Source organism: Pseudomonas sp. NPDC096925 (assembly GCF_044762545.1).
In the GTDB taxonomy this organism is placed as follows: domain Bacteria; phylum Pseudomonadota; class Gammaproteobacteria; order Pseudomonadales; family Pseudomonadaceae; genus Aquipseudomonas.
This window is the reverse complement of sequence record NZ_JBIWEM010000004.1, coordinates 204,102-223,815: the sequence shown is the minus strand read 5'-3', so window position 1 is coordinate 223,815 and position 19,714 is coordinate 204,102. Positions and strand designations below refer to the sequence as shown.

General features: G+C 62.9%; 15 protein-coding genes. 9 read left to right on the top strand and 6 right to left on the bottom strand.

Annotated elements, in window-relative coordinates:
• Nucleotides 1-298 precede the first annotated feature (298 nt).
• From ACIQYU_RS14810 to ACIQYU_RS14780, 7 genes are all read left to right on the top strand, one after another.
• Entirely contained in the window at nt 299-2,353 is a 2,055-nt protein-coding gene (locus tag ACIQYU_RS14810; protein ID WP_207834585.1) for a bifunctional diguanylate cyclase/phosphodiesterase, read from the top strand.
• A gap of 157 nt (nt 2,354-2,510) precedes the next feature.
• Nucleotides 2,511-3,848 (top strand): imelysin family protein, encoded by a 1,338-nt coding sequence (locus tag ACIQYU_RS14805; RefSeq protein ID WP_207834582.1) that lies wholly within the window; start codon nt 2,511-2,513, stop codon nt 3,846-3,848.
• 196 nt (nt 3,849-4,044) lie between these two features.
• Nucleotides 4,045-5,472 carry a di-heme oxidoredictase family protein gene (locus ACIQYU_RS14800; protein ID WP_207834580.1) on the top strand — a complete coding sequence of 476 codons (1,428 nt, stop codon included), beginning with the start codon at nt 4,045-4,047 and terminating at the stop codon, nt 5,470-5,472.
• A gap of 20 nt (nt 5,473-5,492) precedes the next feature.
• The gene (locus ACIQYU_RS14795; protein ID WP_207834578.1) at nt 5,493-6,557 is read left to right on the top strand and encodes an imelysin family protein; all 1,065 of its coding nucleotides are present in this window, start codon (nt 5,493-5,495) and stop codon (nt 6,555-6,557) included.
• Nucleotides 6,558-6,559: 2 nt separating this feature from the next.
• The gene (locus tag ACIQYU_RS14790; RefSeq protein ID WP_207834575.1) at nt 6,560-7,657 is read left to right on the top strand and encodes a DUF1513 domain-containing protein; all 1,098 of its coding nucleotides are present in this window, start codon (nt 6,560-6,562) and stop codon (nt 7,655-7,657) included.
• Nucleotides 7,658-7,890: 233 nt separating this feature from the next.
• Nucleotides 7,891-9,039 carry an efflux RND transporter periplasmic adaptor subunit gene (locus ACIQYU_RS14785; protein WP_207834573.1) on the top strand — a complete coding sequence of 383 codons (1,149 nt, stop codon included), beginning with the start codon at nt 7,891-7,893 and terminating at the stop codon, nt 9,037-9,039.
• Between the two features lie 12 nt (nt 9,040-9,051).
• Nucleotides 9,052-12,096, top strand: coding sequence for a multidrug efflux RND transporter permease subunit (locus ACIQYU_RS14780; RefSeq protein ID WP_207834571.1), 3,045 nt, complete (start codon nt 9,052-9,054; stop codon nt 12,094-12,096).
• A gap of 167 nt (nt 12,097-12,263) precedes the next feature.
• Here ACIQYU_RS14780 and ACIQYU_RS14775 read toward each other — a convergent pair whose 3' ends face one another.
• The 5 genes from ACIQYU_RS14775 to colR form a co-directional block, all read right to left on the bottom strand.
• Complete coding sequence (locus tag ACIQYU_RS14775) at nt 12,264-12,497, bottom strand: hypothetical protein (protein ID WP_063913281.1); 234 nt, start codon at nt 12,495-12,497, stop codon at nt 12,264-12,266.
• Complete coding sequence (locus ACIQYU_RS14770) at nt 12,494-13,195, bottom strand: lipopolysaccharide kinase InaA family protein (RefSeq protein WP_063913282.1); 702 nt, start codon at nt 13,193-13,195, stop codon at nt 12,494-12,496. The genes ACIQYU_RS14775 and ACIQYU_RS14770 overlap by 4 nt, the downstream gene beginning before the upstream one ends.
• A 6-nt stretch (nt 13,196-13,201) precedes the next feature.
• Entirely contained in the window at nt 13,202-13,885 is a 684-nt protein-coding gene (locus ACIQYU_RS14765; RefSeq protein ID WP_207834569.1) for a class I SAM-dependent methyltransferase, read from the bottom strand.
• A gap of 110 nt (nt 13,886-13,995) precedes the next feature.
• On the bottom strand, nt 13,996-15,303 hold the full coding sequence (locus ACIQYU_RS14760) for a HAMP domain-containing sensor histidine kinase (RefSeq protein ID WP_241105973.1): 1,308 nt from the start codon (nt 15,301-15,303) through the stop codon (nt 13,996-13,998).
• Nucleotides 15,293-15,976 (bottom strand): two-component system response regulator ColR, encoded by a 684-nt coding sequence (colR, locus tag ACIQYU_RS14755; protein WP_063913285.1) that lies wholly within the window; start codon nt 15,974-15,976, stop codon nt 15,293-15,295. Before colR ends, ACIQYU_RS14760 begins: the two co-directional genes overlap by 11 nt.
• Before the next feature lie 183 nt (nt 15,977-16,159).
• Between colR and ACIQYU_RS14750 the strand changes: the two genes are divergently transcribed.
• Together ACIQYU_RS14750 and ACIQYU_RS14745 are read left to right on the top strand one after the other, a co-directional pair.
• Complete coding sequence (locus tag ACIQYU_RS14750) at nt 16,160-16,888, top strand: phosphatase PAP2 family protein (protein ID WP_207834565.1); 729 nt, start codon at nt 16,160-16,162, stop codon at nt 16,886-16,888.
• Nucleotides 16,889-17,039: 151 nt separating this feature from the next.
• Nucleotides 17,040-17,975, top strand: coding sequence for an RHS repeat-associated core domain-containing protein (locus ACIQYU_RS14745; protein WP_233687051.1), 936 nt, complete (start codon nt 17,040-17,042; stop codon nt 17,973-17,975).
• Between the two features lie 80 nt (nt 17,976-18,055).
• On the opposite strand, the gene groL is transcribed toward ACIQYU_RS14745, so the two are convergent.
• Nucleotides 18,056-19,696, bottom strand: coding sequence for a chaperonin GroEL (groL, locus tag ACIQYU_RS14740; RefSeq protein WP_063913287.1), 1,641 nt, complete (start codon nt 19,694-19,696; stop codon nt 18,056-18,058).
• Nucleotides 19,697-19,714: the final 18 nt, after the last annotated feature.

The following is a 19,714-nucleotide window of genomic DNA, read 5'->3' as shown; positions in this document are numbered from 1 at the left end:
TCTCCAGCGGCGAGCAAATCCCGGTCCGCTCCCACAGGCTTTACACTGTTCGAAGAATGTGCAATGCCTGTGGGGGCGGGCTTGCCCGCGAAGTGGCCTGCACAGTTTTCACCTGCGCCCCACCCGCAAAATGCTTGCTCAACCCGCATACCACGCTAACATCAAACCTCTGGAAGATTGATACAGCGCATTCAAGTTGCGGGGTCAGGCAACCGATACACTACTAATGGTCGGCCGATAGTGTATCGTCATCGTTGATGGCAAAATGATGCCATGCGTATGGATTAAGGAAACCCCATTGAAGCTGGAATTGCGGAACAGCTTGTCGGTCAAGTTGCTCAGGGTCGTGCTGCTGTCGGCGCTGGCGGTCGGTGTCGTGCTCAGCTGTGCGCAAATCGTCTACGACACCTACAAGACCCGCCAGGCCGTGAACAACGATGCCCAGCGCATCCTCGACATGTTCCGCGACCCCTCGACCCAGGCGGTATATAGCCTGGACCGCGAAATGGGCATGCAGGTGATGGAAGGCCTGTTCCAGGACGAATCGGTACGCATGGCGTCCATCGGCCATCCCAACGAAACCATGCTGGCAGAAAAGTCCCGCCCGCTGCAGGACACGCCCATGCGCTGGCTGACCGACCTTATCCTCGGCCAGGAACGTACCTACACCACGCAACTGGTCGGCCGCGGCCCCTACAGCGAATACTATGGCGACCTGAGCATCACCCTCGACACCTCGTCCTACGGCGAAGACTTTCTGATCAACGCCGTGATCATCTTCATTTCCGGTGTGCTGCGGGCCCTGGCCATGGGCCTGGTGCTGTACCTGGTCTACCACTGGCTACTGACCAAACCGCTGTCGAAGATCATCGAGCACCTTACCCAGATCAACCCCGACCGCCCCAGCCAGCACCAACTGCCGCTGCTAAAGGGCCACGAGAAGAACGAACTGGGCTTGTGGGTAAACACCGCCAACCAGTTGCTGGCCTCGATCGAGCGCAATACCCACCTGCGCCATGAAGCGGAAAACAGCCTGCAACGCATGGCGCAGTACGACTTCCTCACAGGCCTGCCCAACCGCCAGCAGTTGCAGCAGCAACTGGACAAGATCCTCGTCGACGGCGGCCGCCTGCAACACCGTGTGGCGGTGCTATGCGTAGGCCTGGACGACTTCAAGGGCATCAACGAGCAGTTCAGCTACCAGGTCGGCGACCAGCTGCTGCTGGCCTTGGCCGACCGCCTGCGCGCCCACAGCGGCCGCCTGGGCGCCCTGGCACGGTTGGGCGGTGACCAGTTCGCCCTGGTACAGGCCAATATCGAGCAGCCCTACGAGGCGGCCGAGCTGGCACAGAGTATCCTCGACGACCTGGAAGTGCCGTTCGACCTCGACCACCACCAGCAGATCCGCCTACGCGCCACCATCGGCATCACCCTGTTCCCGGAAGACGGCGACAGCACCGAGAAGCTGCTGCAGAAAGCCGAACAGACCATGACCCTGGCCAAGGCCCGTTCGCGCAACCGCTACCAGTTCTACATCGCCAGCGTCGACAGCGAGATGCGCCGCCGTCGCGAGCTGGAAAAGGACCTGCGCGAAGCCCAGGCGCGCAACCAGCTGTACCTGGTGTACCAGCCACAGATCAGCTACCGCGACCACAGCGTGGTCGGTGTCGAGGCACTGCTGCGCTGGCAGCACCCGGAGCTGGGCATGGTGCCGCCAGATCAGTTCATCCCCCTCGCCGAACAGAACGGCAGCATCATCAGCATCGGCGAGTGGGTGCTCGACCAGGCCTGCCGGCAGCTGCGCGAATGGCACGACATGGGCTTCAGCGACCTGCGCATGGCGGTCAACCTGTCCACCGTACAGCTGCACCACAACGAACTGCCGCGGGTGGTCAACAACCTGCTGCAGGCCTACCGCCTGCCGCCACGAAGCCTGGAGCTGGAAGTCACCGAGACCGGCCTGATGGAAGACATCAGCACCGCCGCCCAGCACCTGCTGAGCCTGCGCCGCTCCGGAGCACTGATTGCCATCGACGACTTCGGCACCGGCTACTCGTCGCTCAGCTACCTGAAATCGCTGCCGCTGGACAAGATCAAGATCGACAAGAGCTTCGTCCAGGACCTGCTGGACGACGATGATGACGCCACCATCGTTCGCGCCATCATCCAGCTGGGCAAGAGCCTGGGGATGCAGGTGATCGCTGAAGGCGTGGAAACCGCCGAACAGGAAACCTACATCGTCGCCCAGGGCTGCCACGAAGGCCAGGGCTACCACTACAGCAAGCCGCTGTCGGCCCGTGAGCTGACCAACTTCCTCAAGCAGGCGCAGCGCAACCAGGTTTCGATGTTCTGAGCCGCCTGCCCGGTTACAGGCCGTGACCGGCATTTACCCGAATTGCACGCCCGCCCCTTTACAGCAAATGCAAATCTTTCGCATGATGTTGTGGTTTCGCGTGCCACGGCGCACGGTCCACCCCTTGGTCCAACCACACGATGCAGGAAAACCAATAATGATTCGAATGCCTCTGGCCTCCGCCAGTCTGCTGGCCATTGCCATCGCTCTCGCCGGTTGCGGTGAAGGCAAGGACGACAAGGCCGCCGCGCCGCAAGCCCAGGCACCTGCTGCCGCCAGCACCACCGCTGCAGCGCCCGGGGCTGTCGACGAAGCTGCCGGCAAAGCCGTGGTCAAGCACTACGCCGAGCTGGTCTACACCGTCTACAGCGACTCGCTGAGCACCGCCAAGGCCCTGCAGACCGCGGTCGACGCGTTCCTGGCCAAGCCCAACGACGAAACCCTGAAGGCCGCCAAGGAAGCCTGGTTCGCCTCGCGCGTTCCGTACCTGCAGACCGAAGCCTTCCGCTTTGGCAACACCATCATCGACGACTGGGAAGGCCAGGTGAACGCCTGGCCGCTGGACGAAGGCCTGATCGACTACGTCGACAAGAGCTACGAGCACGCTCTGGGCAACCCGGCGGCCAGCGCCAACATCATCGCCAACACCGAGATCCAGGTGGGCGAAGAGAAGGTCGATGTCAAGGACATCACCCCCGAGAAGCTGGCCAGCCTGAACGAACTGGGCGGCTCCGAAGCCAACGTTGCCACCGGCTACCACGCCATCGAGTTCCTGCTCTGGGGCCAGGACCTGAACGGCACCGGCCCGGGCGCTGGCAACCGCCCTGCGTCGGACTACCTGGAAGGCAAGGGCGCCACCGGCGGCCACAACGACCGCCGCCGTGCCTACCTGAAAGCAGCCACCGACCTGCTGGTCAAGGACCTCGAAGAGATGGTCGGCAACTGGGCACCCAACGTGGCAGACAACTACCGAGCCAAGCTGGAAGCCGAGCCGGTCAACGACGGCCTGCGCAAGATGCTGTTCGGCATGGGCAGCCTGTCGCTGGGCGAACTGGCTGGCGAGCGCATGAAGGTTTCGCTGGAAGCCAACTCGCCGGAAGACGAGCAGGACTGCTTCAGCGACAACACCCACTACTCGCACTTCTACGACGCCAAGGGTATCCGCAACGTCTACCTGGGCGAGTACACCCGCCCGGATGGCACCAAGGTGACCGGCCCGAGCCTGTCGTCACTGGTGGCCAAGGTCGACCCGGCCGCCGACGCCACCCTCAAGGCCGACCTCGAAGCCACCGAGGCCAAGATCCAGGTGATCGTCGACCACGCCCTCAAGGGCGAGCACTACGATCAGCTGATCGCGGCCGACAACGCTGCCGGCAACCAGATCGTACGCGACGCCATTGCCGCCCTGGTCAAGCAGACCGGTGCGATCGAGCAGGCCGCGGGCAAGCTGGGTATTGCCAACCTGAACCCGGATACCGCGGATCACGAGTTCTGATCCTGCTGTAGTGGTTCTGAAAAAGGCGGCCTTCGGGTCGCCTTTTTTGCTTGCCGGCGATTGGGCCCGACCAGGCCCCCACAAACCATGGCCAACTGACACCGATTTCATCCAGCAATTGCAAATTGCTCTTATTCAAACTCCCCCACCCTGCTAAGCTTGCACGCCGGTTTTTCGCTCACGCCCAGGATTCTCGATGTCCTTGTCGCTGTCCCGACTCTCCCCCCTGCTGCTGGCCTTTGCCCTCGCCGCCTGTGACGACGCCCCGCGTTTCACCCAGGCCGAGCCCGGCGAAGCGCTGTCGGGCGGCAACGCCACCGTGCAGCGCACTGACCGCAATGCCTATTCCCTGCCCTCGGCCAACCTCTCGCCCGAGCGGCGCCTGGACTTCGCCGTCGGCAACAGTTTCTTCCGCAACCCCTGGGTAATCGCCCCGTCCACCACCACCGCACGTGACGGCCTGGGCCCGCTGTTCAACACCAATGCCTGCCAGAACTGCCACGTACGTGACGGCCGCGGCCACCCGCCAGAACCGGGCGACAGCAATGCCGTATCGATGCTGGTACGCCTGTCGATCCCCGACCAGCCCTACCTGGCCAAGGTGGTGGAGCGCCTCGGCGTGGTGCCGGAACCGGTCTATGGCACCCAGCTGCAGGACATGGCCATCCCGGGCGTGACGCCAGAAGGCAAGGTGCGGGTGAGCTATACCAGCGAAACGGTGTCGTTCAAGGACGGCCACCAGGTCGAACTGCGCAAGCCGGCGCTGCAGATCACCCAGCTTGGCTATGGCGTGATGCACCCCGACACGCGCTTTTCGGCGCGGGTGGCGCCGCCAATGATCGGCCTGGGCCTGCTCGAAGCCATCCCCGAAGCCGACCTGCTGGCCAACGAAGACCCCGACGACCGTAACCGCGACGGCATCCGCGGCCGGGCCAACCGGGTGTGGGACGACGCCCAGGGCAAGACCGTGGTCGGCCGCTTCGGCTGGAAGGCCGGGCAGCCCAACGTCAACCAGCAGAACGTGCACGCCTTTGCCGGCGACATGGGCCTGACCACCACCCTGCTGCCCAACGACGACTGCACCGCGGCGCAGGCCGACTGCCTGGCCGCGCCCAACGGCAACGGTGCCGGTGACGAGAAGGAAGTCAGCGACAACATCCTGCGCCTGGTCACCTTCTACACCCGCAACCTGGCCGTGCCGGCCCGCCGCGATGTGGGCTCGCCGCAGGTGCTGGCGGGCAAGAACCTGTTCTACCAGGCCGGCTGCCAGGGCTGCCATACGCCGCAGTTCACCACCGCCGCCAATGCCGCCGAGCCGGAGCTGGCCAACCAGCTGATCCGCCCCTACAGCGACCTGCTGTTGCATGACATGGGCCCGGGCCTGGCCGACGAGCGTACCGAGTTCGCCGCCAACGGCCAGGACTGGCGCACCCCGCCACTGTGGGGCATCGGCCTGAGCGAAACGGTCAGTGGGCACAGCCAGTTCCTGCACGACGGCCGCGCCCGCAACCTGCTCGAAGCCGTGCTCTGGCACGGAGGAGAGGCCGAGGCGGCACGCAATTTCGTACTCACTTTCAATGCCGGGCAGCGTGCCGCGTTGCTGGCGTTCCTGAACTCACTTTAAAAAGCGCATAGGAGCCGGGCATGTTCCGACCCAAACTGTTGTTCACCAGCCTCGCCGCACTCGCCCTCGGCGCCTGCTCGCCGCAGGACCCGCAAGCCGTGACCTCCGCTGCCATCGCCAAGCAGGTGATCCTGCCTACCTACAGCCGCTGGGTCGAAGCCGACCGCACGTTGGCCGCCAGCGCCCTGGCCTACTGCGAAGGCAAGGAAACCCTGGACAAGGCCCGTACCGACTTCCTCAACGCGCAAAAGGCCTGGGCCGAGCTGCAACCGCTGCTGGTCGGCCCGCTGGCCGAAGGCAACCGTGCCTGGCAGGTACAGTTCTGGCCCGACAAGAAGAACCTGGTCGGCCGCCAGGTCGAGCAGCTGGTCAACGCCGACCAGCCGGTCGATGCCGCGGCCCTGGGCAAGGCCAGCGTGGTGGTACGTGGCCTGTCGGCCTACGAGTACATCCTCTTCGACAGCAAGCCGGATATCGCCACTGCCGAGCAGAAAGCCCGCTACTGCCCGTTGCTGGTGGCCATCGCTGAACACCAGAAAGCCCTGGCCGAAGAGATCCTCAAGGGCTGGAACAGCACCGACGGCATGCTCTCGCAGATGACCAAGTTCCCCAACCAGCGCTACGCCGATTCCCACGAGGCCATCGCCGACCTGCTGCGCGCCCAGGTCACCGCCCTGGACAGCCTGAAGAAAAAGCTCGGTGCACCGATGGGCCGCCAGAGCAAGGGTATCCCGCAGCCACTGCAGGCCGAAGCCTGGCGCAGCCACAGCTCGCTCAAGAGCCTGGAGGCCAGCCTCAAGGCCGCCGAAGCGGTCTGGGTCGGGGTCGACAACCGAGGCCTGCGAGGCTTGCTGTCCAGCGATCAGAAAGCCCTGGCGGACAAGATCGACGCCGCCTACGCTGCCTCGCTCAAACTGCTGGCCGACAACCAGAAGACCTTGGGCGAGCTGCTGGCCGACGACGCCGGCCAGCAAACCCTGAACCAGATCTACGACAGCCTCAACGCCGTCCACCGCCTGCACGAAGGCGACCTGGCCAAGGCGTTGAACATCCAGCTGGGCTTCAATGCCAACGACGGTGACTGATCATGCTGCGACGCCAGGCCCTCAAACTCGGTAGCGTATTGCTCAGCGCCCTCACCCTGGGCGGCTGGAGCCTGTTCCGCAACAAAGGCAGCGAGCCCCTGCTGCTGTCGGCGCGTGACGACGGCGACGGCAAGCACTATGCGGTCGGGTTCCGCCTGGACGGCACCCCGGTGTTCAGCACCCAGGTCGCCCAACGTTGCCATGCCATCATCCATCACCCGCAACTACCGATCGCCCTGTTCGTCGCCCGCCGGCCCGGTACCGAAAGCTACCTGGTCGACCTGCGCGACGGGCGCCTGCTGCAGACCGTCACCTCGCAGCCGAACCGGCACTTCTACGGCCACGCGGTCATCCACAAAGGTGGCGAATGGCTGTATGCCACCGAGAACGACACCACCGACCCGGGGCGTGGCGTACTCGGTGTATACCGCTTCGAGGGCGAGCGCCTGGTGCATAGCGGCGAGATTCCGACCCACGGCATCGGCCCGCACGAAGTGGCCTGGCTGCCGGACGGCGAGACGCTGATCGTGGCCAATGGTGGTATCCGCACCGAAGCCGAAAGCCGGGTGGAGATGAACCTCGACGCCATGGAACCGAGCCTGGTGCTGATGCAGCGCGACGGTACCCTGCTGAGCAAGGAAACCCTGGCCCAGCAGATGAACAGCGTGCGCCACCTGGCGGTGGGCAGCGATGGCACGATCGCCGCCTGCCAACAGTTCATGGGCGATGCCGATGAAACCGCCGAACTGCTGGCAATCAAGCGCCCGGGCGAGCCGTTCAAGGCCTTCCCGGTGCCGGAGCGGCAGTTGCAGGCCATGGCCCAGTACACCGCCAGCGTGGCTATCCACAGTGAGCTGCGGCTGGTAGCGCTGACCGCGCCACGGGCCAATCGCCTGTTCATCTGGGACCTGGACAGTGGCGCGGTACGGCTGGATGCGCCAATGCCCGATTGTGCGGGGGTGGGCGCGGTGCAGGACGGTTTTGTCGTCACCTCCGGGCAGGGCCGTTGCCGGTTCTATGATTGCCGCAAGGCCGAGCTGGTCGGGCAGCCGATGAACCTGCCGTCCGGTTTCTGGGACAACCACCTGCATCTCGTCTGATTTTCGGGTTGGCTGTACTGGCCCCTTCGCGGCTAAAGCCGCTCCCACAGGAACAGCGCAACCCACTGACTGCGCGGTCCCTGTGGGAGCGGCTTTAGCCGCGAAGGGGCCCTCACAGGCATTTATCCCTCCATCCAACAAAAAACAGTCAATACTTCCCCCATTCACACGTGGGCAGGATCGCCCGTTGTCGTGTCCAAGCGAATAACAACCGCATCCAAGGAACCGGACCTATGCTGCGCCGCCGCATGCTCATCATGTTGGCCGTGGTTCTGCTGATCGTGCTGGCCCTGGGGGGCTACAAAGCCTTTTCGATCTACCAGCAGATCCAGATCTTCACTGCCCCCAAGCCGCCCATCACCGTGGCGGCCGCCTTGGCCGAACAGCGCCCGTGGCAAGAGCGCCTGCCCGCCGTCGGCAGCCTCAAGGCGCTACAGGGCGTGGAGCTGAGCCTGGAGGTGGAAGGCATCGTCAAAGCCCTGCACTTCGACTCGGGCCAGCAGGTAAAGGCCGGGCAGCTGCTGCTGCAGCTCAATGACGACCAGGAAACCGCCCTGCTCGGCACCGCCCAGGCCGACCTGGGCCTGGCCAAGGTCGATTTCGGCCGTGGCAGCCAGCTGGTCGGCGACTCGGCCATCTCCCGCGGCGAGTTTGACCGCCTCACCGCCCAGTACCGACGGAACCAGGCGGTGGTCGACCAGCTCAAGGCATCGAAGACCAAGAAAAGCATCAGCGCCCCGTTCAGCGGCACCATCGGTATTCGCCAGGTGGACGTTGGCGACTACCTGGCCGCCGGCACGGTGATCGCCACCCTGCAGGACACATCCAGCCTCTACGTCGACTTCAACGTACCGGAACAGGCTCTACCACACCTCAGCCTGGGCCAGCAGGTACTGGTGCAGGTGGCCGCCTACCCGGGCCAGACCTTCCCCGCCAGCCTCAGCGCCATCAACCCCAAGGTCGAGGAAACCACGCGCAACCTGCTGGTGCGCGCAACCATGGCCAACCCGGACGGCAAGCTGCTGCCGGGCATGTTCGCCAGCCTGCTGATTCTGCTGCCCAACCCGCAGCCACAGGTGGTAGTGCCGGAAAGCGCCATCACCTACACCCTGTATGGCAACTCGGTGTACGTCGCCACGCCGAAGAAGGACAAGGACGGCAAGCCGGAAAACGACGACAAGGGCCAGCCGCAGCTCACCGCCGAGCAGCGCACGGTGCAGACCGGCGAGCGCCGTGACGGCGTGGTGGTGGTCAGCAAGGGCCTGCAGGCGGGGGAACAGGTGGTCACCGCCGGCCAACTGAAGCTCACCCCCGGCGCCGCAATCCGCATTGGCCAGGACAAAGCCCTCAAGCCCGCACAGGGCGCGCCGGGCAAGGACTGACAGGAGGCTGGCATGGCGTTCACCGACCCGTTCATCCGCCGCCCGGTGCTGGCCAGCGTGGTCAGCCTGCTGATCCTGCTGCTGGGCTTCCAGGCCTGGAACAAGCTGCAGATCCGCCAGTACCCGCAAATGGAAAACGCCCTGATCACGGTGACCACTGCCTACCCCGGTGCCAACGCCGAGACCATCCAGGGCTATATCACCCAGCCGCTGCAGCAAAGCCTGGCCAGCGCCGAAGGCATCGACTACATGACCTCGGTGAGCCGGCAGAACTTCTCGATCATTTCCATCTACGCACGTATCGGCGCTGACAGCGACCGGTTGTTCACCGAGCTGCTGGCCAAGGCCAACGAAGTGCGCAACAAGCTGCCCCAGGACTCGGAAGACCCGGTACTGAGCAAGGAAGCCGCCGATGCCTCGGCGCTGATGTACATCAGTTTCTACAGCAAGGAGATGAGCAACCCGCAAATCACCGACTACCTGTCGCGGGTGATCCAGCCCAAGCTGGCCACCCTGCCGGGCATGGCCGAAGCGGAGATCCTCGGCAACCAGGTGTTCGCCATGCGCATCTGGATCGACCCGGTGAAACTGGCAGGCTTCGGCCTGTCGGCCACCGACGTGACCAATGCCGTACGCCGCTACAACTTCCTCTCCGCGGCCGGTGAGGTAAAGGGCGAATACGTGGTCACCAGCATCAACGCCAGCACCGAACTGAAGTCGGCCGAGGCGTTCGCCGCGCTACCGGTCAAGACCAGTGGCGACAGCCGCGTGTTGCTGGGCGATGTGGCGCGGGTCGAGATGGGTGCGGAAAACTACGACACGGTCAGCTCGTTCGACGGCACCCCATCGGTGTACATCGGCATCAAGGCTACACCGGCCGCCAACCCGCTGGACGTCATCAAGGAAGTCCGGCGTATCATGCCCGAGCTGGAAAGCCAGCTGCCCTCGGCGCTGAAGGTATCGATCGCCTACGACGCCACGCTGTTCATCCAGGCCTCCATCGACGAAGTGATCAAGACCCTCGGCGAAGCGGTACTGATCGTCATCGTGGTGGTGTTCCTGTTCCTCGGTGCCCTGCGCTCGGTGCTGATCCCGGTGGTGACCATCCCGCTGTCGATGATCGGCGTGCTGTTCTTCATGCAGATGATGGGCTACTCGCTCAACCTGCTGACCCTGCTGGCCATGGTGCTGGCCATCGGCCTGGTGGTGGACGATGCGATTGTCGTGGTGGAGAACATCCACCGGCACATGGAAGAAGGCAAATCGCCGTTCGACGCGGCCCTCGAGGGCGCCCGCGAAATCGCCATGCCGGTGGTGTCCATGACCATTACCCTGGCGGCAGTGTATGCGCCGATCGGCTTCCTTACCGGGCTCACCGGCGCACTGTTCAAGGAGTTTGCCCTGACCTTGGCCGGTGCAGTGATCATCTCCGGCATCGTTGCCCTCACCCTGTCGCCGATGATGTGTGCCCTGCTGCTGCGCCAGGAGCAGAACCCCAGCGGCCTGGCCCATCGCCTGGACGTGCTGTTCGAACGCCTGAAGGTGCGCTACCAGCGCCTGCTGCACGCTACCCTCGACAGCCGGCCGGTGGTGCTGGTGTTCGCCGTGATCATCCTGTGCCTGATCCCGGTGCTGCTGAAGTTCACCCAGAACGAACTGGCGCCCAACGAGGACCAGGGGGTGATCTTCATGATGAGCAGCTCGCCGCAGCCGGCCAACCTTGATTACCTCAACGCCTACACCGACCAATTCACTCCGCTGTTCAAGGCTTTCCCGGAGTATTACTCGTCATTCCAGATCAACGGCTTCAATGGCGTGCAGACCGGCATCGGCGGCTTCCTGCTCAAGCCCTGGAACGAGCGCGAGCGCACGCAGATGGAACTGCTGCCGCTGGTGCAGAGCAAGCTTGAGGAAATCAGCGGCCTGCAGATCTTCGGCTTCAACCTGCCGTCGCTGCCCGGCACCGGCGAGGGCCTGCCATTCCAGTTCGTGATCAACAGCGCTGGCGACTACCCGGCACTGCTGGATGTGGCTCAGCGCATCAAGGCCCGCGCCCAGGAGTCCGGCAAGTTCGCCTTCCTCGACATCGACCTGGCCTTCGACAAACCCGAGGTGGTGGTGGACATCGACCGGGCCAAGGCGGCGCAGATGGGGGTGTCGATGGACACCTTGGGCGGCACCCTGGCGACCTTGCTGGGCGAAGCGGAAATCAACCGTTTCACCCTCGAAGGCCGCAGCTACAAGGTGATTGCCCAGGTCGAGCGGCCTTACCGCGATAACCCCGGCTGGCTGAACAACTACTACGTGAAGAACGACCAGGGCCAGTTGCTGCCGCTATCGACCCTGATCACCCTCACCGACCGCGCCCGTCCGCGCCAGCTCAACCAGTTCCAGCAGCTGAATTCGGCGATCATCCAGGGCGTGCCCATGGTCAGCCTGGGCGAGGCACTGCAGACCGTGCAGGGCATCGCCCGCGAAGAGGCTCCGGAAGGCTTCGCCTTCGACTATGCCGGCGTGGCCCGCCAGTACGTGCAGGAAGGCAGTGCGCTGTGGGTGACCTTCGGCCTGGCGTTGGCAATCATCTTCCTGGTGCTGGCGGCGCAATTTGAAAGCTTCCGCGACCCGCTGGTGATTCTGGTGACCGTGCCGTTGTCGATCTGTGGCGCGCTGCTGCCGCTGTTCCTCGGCGTATCGAGCATGAACATCTACACCCAGGTCGGGCTGGTGACGCTGATCGGGCTGATCAGCAAGCACGGCATCCTGATTGTCGAGTTTGCCAACCAGTTGCGTGAGGAACGCGGCCTGAGCGTGCGCGAAGCGATCGAGGAAGCCGCGGCGATTCGCCTGCGACCAGTGCTGATGACCACGGCGGCGATGGTGTTCGGCATGGTGCCGCTGATCCTGGCGACCGGGGCGGGGGCGGTCAGCCGTTTTGACATCGGCACGGTGATTGCGACCGGGATGTCGATTGGCACGCTGTTCACCCTGTTTGTGTTGCCTTGTATCTACACCTTGCTGGCGCACAAAGAGGTGGCCAGACAGACATCGGTTGCCTGAACCGGCCTCTTCGCGGGTAAAACCGCTCCCACAGGTACGGCACCGGTATCCGAAATTGGTGCAGTACCTGTGGGAGCGGGTTTACCCGCGAAGAGGCCGGCAATGCAGAAGCAAAAATGCCAGAGGCCCCGCAATCGCGAGGCCTCTGGCATCCATCTACACCGGGTTCAACCGAACGGCCGCAACCCCTGTCGCATGCCGAACAGGAATAGCAGCAGGTCCTGATCCGGCGCGACCTCGGCCTGTTGCTGCGGTTTCACTTCCCGCGGCAACGCGCACTGGTCAGCCGTCTCGGCCTTGCTGAACACTGTCGGCCTCGGCTCTTCCCAGGCGGCCACCGCCACGGTGGTCACCGCCAGGCCAGCTACCAGGAACAAAGCTCGAGCTATTTCTAGTTTCATTGCCCTAACCCTTTGACAGCGCTGCCAAACGCCATCTGGTAAAAGTAGAGCAGGGTTTGCCATTCTGCGTCATTGATCGACGAATGGCGGCGCAGCTGGCGCAGGTCATTGCCCGCCGCGCGCTGGCAGCTGATACGTCGCCGACACTTTTCCAGGTCCAGCAGCGCGACTTCGACCCGAGCCTGCTCACCCTCGCCAATTACCTTGATGAACACGTGCTTGCCATACAGGCAGCCGTGCTGCCAGTGCCCCAGGTGCATCCGCGCCAGGTTGTCCGCCAGGTCCTTGAGCATGCGCTCATGCACCACCTGCGGGTAACGCTCGCGGGCACCTTCGGCATGCCAGGTGTCGAGCTCGACGAAACCGTCGAGTGCTTCGCTCACCAGCAGCGCACGCCACTGGTGGTCGGCATCACGCTCGGCGCCACAGAAGACGATGCGCGGTACGCGCACGCCCAGTTGCTCGAAGCTGTTCAGCGCATCGAGTTCACGCAATACGGTTGGCCGACCGAAAGGGTGCAGCAGGCTCCGGTAGATATGCCCGACCTGGCGCTTGGCATACAGCAGCTTGCCATTGCCATCGTTGAGGCGTTGCACACCACTCTCGCCACCACGGCGCTGGTTAGGCTCCTCGACCCACTCGCCCTGCTGGCGCCAGTAAAAATCGAACCGCGACTCCCCTTTCTGGGCTACAGCCATCAAACACTACCCCTTACGCAATACATAGACCCGCCACATGGCATAGAACGGCAGGAAGTCGAGGCGTTCCTGGATTCTGAAGCCGGCGGCTCGGAATTCTTCTTCGACCGTTTCGGCCGGTAACACAAATCGGTTCTGGTAATTGTCCTGGTCGCCCTTCCTGGCGCTGCGACGCTGTTCCAGCTTCTTCCGGCGCCAGGCTTTGAAATTACCGTCCACCCACAATGACAGGATCACACTATCACGGCTAACCCGTTGAAATTCCGAAAGAATGGTTTTTCTGTGGGCCGCTTCGCCAATGTGGTGGAACAGGCGCATGCAGAAAATGCTGTCCACCGAGTTGTCTGGCAAGTCGATGGCAAACGCCGATGTCTGCAAAGGACGTACCCGCGCCACCACCTCTGGCGGTTGCGCGGTACAGGCTGTCTCGATCATCGCTTCGGAGTTGTCGGCGCCGATGATCACCCGGTTGGGCTTTTCTGCCAGCAACGGCCAGAAGCGGCCGGCACCGCATGGCAGGTCGAGGACCAGGCCAGGCTCACCCGCCAATGCCAGGGCGCGACGCGCCAGCTGCTCATCTCGCTTGTGGGAAAGGCGACGCGCCAGGCCATCCTGGTGCTTGAGAAAGTACTCGCGCGCATGTTCTTTGTCGTACTTCTCGGAAAATTCAAGCTTGATGGGGCTACGCATTGGGCATCTCCTGACTCCATTCCGCCCACATTAGGTAAGCAAGCGTAGGAATCAGGTCATGCCGATGTGAAAAAAATGTTGAGCCCCGCATGACCTGTTACAACAGATTACTAGACCAAAGCCTCCGGGTCGCCCTTGGCCGCAGTATTGCTCAGGTCCACCCTGAAACGGCAGCCGTGCGGCAAGGTCGATGTCAGGGTGACACGCCAGCCCTGGTCGTCACAGATCCGCTGCACCAGCGACAGGCCCAGGCCCAGGCCCTCGCCGCGCCGCTCATCGCCGCGCACGAACGGCCGGAACATCGCCTCGCGCTGTTCTTCCGGGATACCCACGCCACTGTCCTCTACGCTGAAACCGTTGGCTTCCAGGCTCAGGCGGATGTAGCCGCTGTCGGTGTAATGCGCAGCATTGCGCAGCAAGTTGCCCATCACCGACTGCAGGAAGGTGGCGTTGTACAGCACCGGGCTGGCACTGACGCGGCCATCGAAATACAGGGCCAGGCCTTTCTGCTCGATGGTGTCGCGCCAGACCCCGACGAGTTCGTCGGCCACTTCCCGCAGGGTGGCCCGTGAAGCCACCGCGCCCTCGTCGCGCTGTGCCCGGGCCAGCATCAGAAAGGTCTTGACCAGTTCACGCATTTCTTCCGTGGCACGCGCCACACGTTCCACCTGGCTGCGCGAGCGGGCGTCCAGCGTCGGGTTCTCCATCAGCAGTTCGCACGAAGTGGCCAGCACCATCAAGGGCGTGCGCAGTTCGTGGCTGACGTCGCTGGTGAACAACCGTTCGCGGGTCAGCGCATCGCGCAGGCGGCCCAGGGTATCGTCGAAGGCTACCGCCAGCTGGCCGACTTCGTCCGCGGCATAGTCCGGCGCCAGCGGCGGGGCCAGGCCCAGCAACTGGTCGCGGTGACGAACCTGGCGCGCCAGGCGGATCACCGGCGCCATCACCCGACGCGCCACCAGCCAGCCGAGGATGACCGCCAGCACCAGGCTGAGCACGAAGCCCACCACCACTACCGCGAACAGCACGCGCTCGCGCTCTTCGAAGTCGCTCTGGTCCTGCAGCAGCACATAACGGCGGCCATCGACGATCTCGACCATGGCGTGGTACGACAGCTGGTCGCGGAATACCTCGTGGAAGCCGCGGTCGAGATGACGCAGGTCCTTGGGCAGCTCGAAGTCGTCACGCCCGCCACTGAAGTAGAACAACTGGTCGGGGCGTGGCCGGTGGCTCCAGTCGCTGACGCTGTCCATGCGCAGCAGGCGCTGCAGGTCACCGCCCAGCACCGAGGAAATCAGCCGCTCTTCGACCAGGTGCACGGTGCCGACGATGCCGAAGGCGAAGGCCCCGGCCACTAACGCGCTCATCAGGGCAAAGGCGATGATGATGCGCTGGGCAAGGCTTTGCTTAAACTCCATCACGGCCCTCGGCGAGGCGATAGCCGACGCCATGGACGGTATGCAGCAGCGGTTTTTCGAACGGCTTGTCGATCACCTGGCGCAGTTGGTGCACGTGGCTGCGCAGGCTGTCGCTGTCGGGGCAATCATCGCCCCACAGGGCTTCCTCCAGCACTTCGCGGCGCAATACGTGCGGGCTTTTCTGCATCAGCACCGCCAGCAGCTTGAGGCCGACCGGGTTGAGCTTGAGCAGGCGGCCCTGGCGGCTGACTTCAAGGGTGTCGAGGTCATAGCTGAGGTCGGCCACCTGCAGGGTGCGGCGCCCGCCACCCTGGGCTCGGCGCAGCACAGCTTCGATGCGGGCTGCCAGCTCCGACAGGGCGAAGGGCTTGAGCAGGTAGTCGTCGGCACCGGAGCGGAAGCCTTGCAGGCGGTCGTCCAGTTGGTCGCGGGCGGTGAGCATGATCACCGGCGTGTCACGGCGGGCGTCTTCGCGCAGGCGCTTGCACAGGGTATAGCCGTCGATGCCGGGCAGCATGATGTCGAGCACGATCAGGTCGTAGTGCTCGGTGGCAGCCAGGTGCAGGCCGGACAGGCCATCCTGGGCGCAGTCGACGGTGTAGCCTTTCATGCCCAGGTAATCGGCCAGGTTGGCCAGGATATCGCGGTTGTCTTCAACCAAAAGAATGCGCATCGGTTTCTCCTGTGCGGCGCTTCTCGCTGTGGTGCGCGGCAGGCGCAGCTTAAGGCCTATGCCTGCAGGGTGCCAGCCCCAGGGATAATTCACCGCACTTGACGGTTTTTTCACTGATCCTTCACGGACACAGGATAGCGGGCGGTCGACAATGCCCGATCTTTTTCGCGCCCTGGAGCCGTCATGCAGCAACCAACCCGCCCTCGCCCGATCAATTTCTGGCTGTACCTTGGGCTCCCCCTGGCGACCGCGCTGGGCTTGATCCTGCTGGAACTGACCTCGATCGACATGGACATTGCCAACCTGTTCTTCGACCCTGCTGCCGGGCAGTTCATCGGCCGCCACAGTTATTTGCTGGAGAACATCCTGCATGACCGGGTCAAGCAAGTGGTGATCCTGCTGGGCGTGCTGTCGCTACTGACCTTTGCCGCCAGCTTCTTCGTGAAGCGCCTGTTCGGCTGGCGCCGTGAACTGGGCTGCCTGGTGCTGGCACTGGGCCTGTCCACGGCGTTTGTCACGCCGCTGAAAAAGGTCACCCAGGTGCAGTGCCCGTGGAGCCTGACCCAGTTTGGCGGCACCGAGACCTACAGCAAGCTGCTGGAACCGCGACCGGCAACCGAAAAGCCCGGGCTGTGCTGGCCGGGCGGGCATGCGGCGACCGGGTTCTGCCTGTTTGGCTTGTTCTTCATGCTGCGTGACCGCAAGCCGCGGCTGGCGCGGGTGGCATTTGCAGTGGCGCTGATAGCCGGCTCAGTGCTGTCGGTTGGCAGGATGATGCAAGGGGCGCACTTCCTTTCGCATAACGTGTGGACGGCGGTGTTCTGCTGGTTGATCGGGTTGGGGTCGTATTACCTGGTTCTGTATCGTCGGGGAATGGCTGAGGTACCTGCCGCTGAGCGTAGCGTCGCCTGACCCAGGGGCCGCTTTGCGGCCTACTCACAGTTGCAGGTGCAAAACGGCGCAGCGCTCCTGGCATTAAGCCTTACCTGACATTTTTACCAGTGTCTTCGACTCAAGTTATCGGCCACACTTTCCAGGCCAGATGAGAAGAGCTTGAAATTCGATGACTACTCGATGCAATTTCTTTTACCTCAGCAGCCAATTAAGTGTAGAGCTGTCCGAAACGCAGTCGCGCTACGCATTTCAAGCAAGTCATCACTTGCTGGCCCAGCTTCATTCAACGGCAAGCAATGCGGCACTGCTCACCACTGACACTCAAAATACAGTGCAGCACTGGCATCTCACAGGCAGTACGCTGCAATTCGTCCATAGCGTCTATGGACATTGCAGCGATGCCTCAGCAGCATTGCTTTTTCTCAGCTTCAGCGGGCAGCATCTCGACATCCCCACCAATGCCTACCTCTTGGGATCAGGCTATAGGGCTTATAGTCCGACGAAAATGCGGTTTCACTCACCGGATACCTTGAGCCCGTTCGGCGCAGGTGGGCTCAATGCTTACGCTTACTGTGCAGGGGACCCAATCAATGCCTCTGACCCCAGCGGACATTCACGGCTACGAAGGTCCAACTCAGTACCAACCCTGCACGCCCAACCTAAATTGCGAAGACTCTCCATGCCAGAACTACAGGGTGTACCTGCAGGGCTAGAAAAAATTTCGCACCTGCCGCCCATGGACAAGATTCTTTCACATCTGGGTAATAAGGATCTCATAAACCTTTCCCAAACATCCAAAGCGCTCGCGAACACCATCGGCGCCCGCTCTTTGCATAGGGCTAAACAGCTTTCCGATTCAATGGAGATTCTCGCTGCAGCTGAAGGTAATCGGGAGGGTATTCTGCCAAAACATGCTTTAGAAATGGCCGCTGAGCGCTACCCTGATTACAAACCTGGAGCCAAGGATCTCATGAAGGTATGGCAGACCTCTAGAGAGGCAGACAGTTATCAGGGAACTTCAACCACGACCTCCGTGTTTGTTGGTCCCCGCGGAATCCTCGGCATCCGGCAAGGACATCAAAAGCATTACCTATCGCCCATCTGACTTTGACATTAACCTTGAAAGCAAAAAGCCCCGGCTCTCACGAGCCGGGGCTTTCTGATGGTGCAGGGGGTAAGGCTGGCTTACATCATGCCGCCCATGCCACCCATGCCGCCCATGTCAGGCATGCCAGCAGCTGGCTTGTCTTCCGGCAGGTCGGCAACCATGGCTTCGGTGGTGATCATCAGACCGCCGATCGAAGCAGCAGCTTGCAGCGCCGAACGGGTGACCTTGGCTGGGTCCAGGATGCCCATCTCGATCATGTCGCCGTATTCGCCGGTGGCAGCGTTGTAACCGAAGTTACCCGAACCTTGCTTGACCTTGTCAGCGACAACGCTTGGCTCGTCGCCGGCGTTGGCAGTGATCTGGCGCAGCGGCGCTTCAACGGCGCGACGCAGCAGGGCGATACCGACGTTCTGGTCTTCGTTGTCGCCTTTGAGGTTGGCAATGGCAGCCAGGGAGCGAACCAGGGCCACACCACCGCCAGGCACCACGCCTTCTTCAACGGCTGCACGGGTAGCGTGCAGGGCGTCTTCAACGCGGGCTTTCTTCTCTTTCATTTCAACTTCGGTGCCGGCACCCACCTTGATCACGGCAACACCGCCAGCCAGCTTGGCCAGACGCTCTTGCAGCTTCTCACGGTCGTAGTCCGAGGAAGTCTCTTCGATCTGGGCACGGATCTGCTTGACGCGTGCTTCGATCTCGCCGTCGGCGCCAGCGCCGTCGATGATGGTGGTGTTTTCCTTGGACAGGATGACGCGCTTGGCGTTACCCAGGTGCTCCAGGGTAGCGGTTTCCAGGGACAGGCCGATTTCTTCGGAGATGACCTGGCCGCCAGTCAGGACGGCGATGTCCTGCAGCATGGCCTTGCGACGGTCGCCGAAGCCTGGGGCCTTGACCGCTGCAACCTTGACGATGCCGCGCATGTTGTTGACTACCAGGGTAGCCAGGGCTTCGCCTTCAACGTCTTCGGCAACGATCAGCAGTGGGCGGCCGGCCTTGGCAACGGCTTCCAGAACTGGCAGCAGCTCGCGGATGTTGGAGATCTTCTTGTCGACCAGCAGCAGCAGCGGGCCTTCCAGCTCGGCAACCATGGTGTCCGGCTTGTTGACGAAGTACGGCGACAGGTAGCCACGGTCGAACTGCATGCCCTCTACAACGGACAGTTCGTTTTCCAGGCCCGAGCCTTCTTCAACGGTGATCACGCCTTCTTTACCGACTTTTTCCATGGCTTCGGCGATGATCTCACCGATGGAGTTGTCGGAGTTGGCGGAGATGGTACCTACCTGGGCGATGGCCTTGGAGTCGGCGCATGGCTTGGACAGGTTCTTCAGCTCGGCGACAACGGCAGCGGTGGCCTTGTCGATGCCGCGCTTCAGGTCCATCGGGTTCATGCCGGCAGCGACGGCTTTCAGGCCTTCGTTGACGATGGCCTGAGCCAGAACGGTAGCGGTGGTGGTGCCGTCACCGGCAGCGTCGTTGGCCTTGGAAGCAACTTCCTTGACCAGCTGGGCGCCCATGTTTTCGAAAGCGTCTTTCAGCTCGATTTCTTTGGCGACGGATACGCCGTCCTTGGTGATGGTCGGCGCGCCGAAGCTCTTGGCCAACACTACGTTGCGGCCTTTCGGGCCCAGGGTAGCTTTTACCGCGTCAGCCAGAACGTTGACACCAACCAGCATTTTTTTACGAGCGGAATCGCCGAATTTTACGTCTTTAGCAGCCATGATCGTTTAATCCTTGGA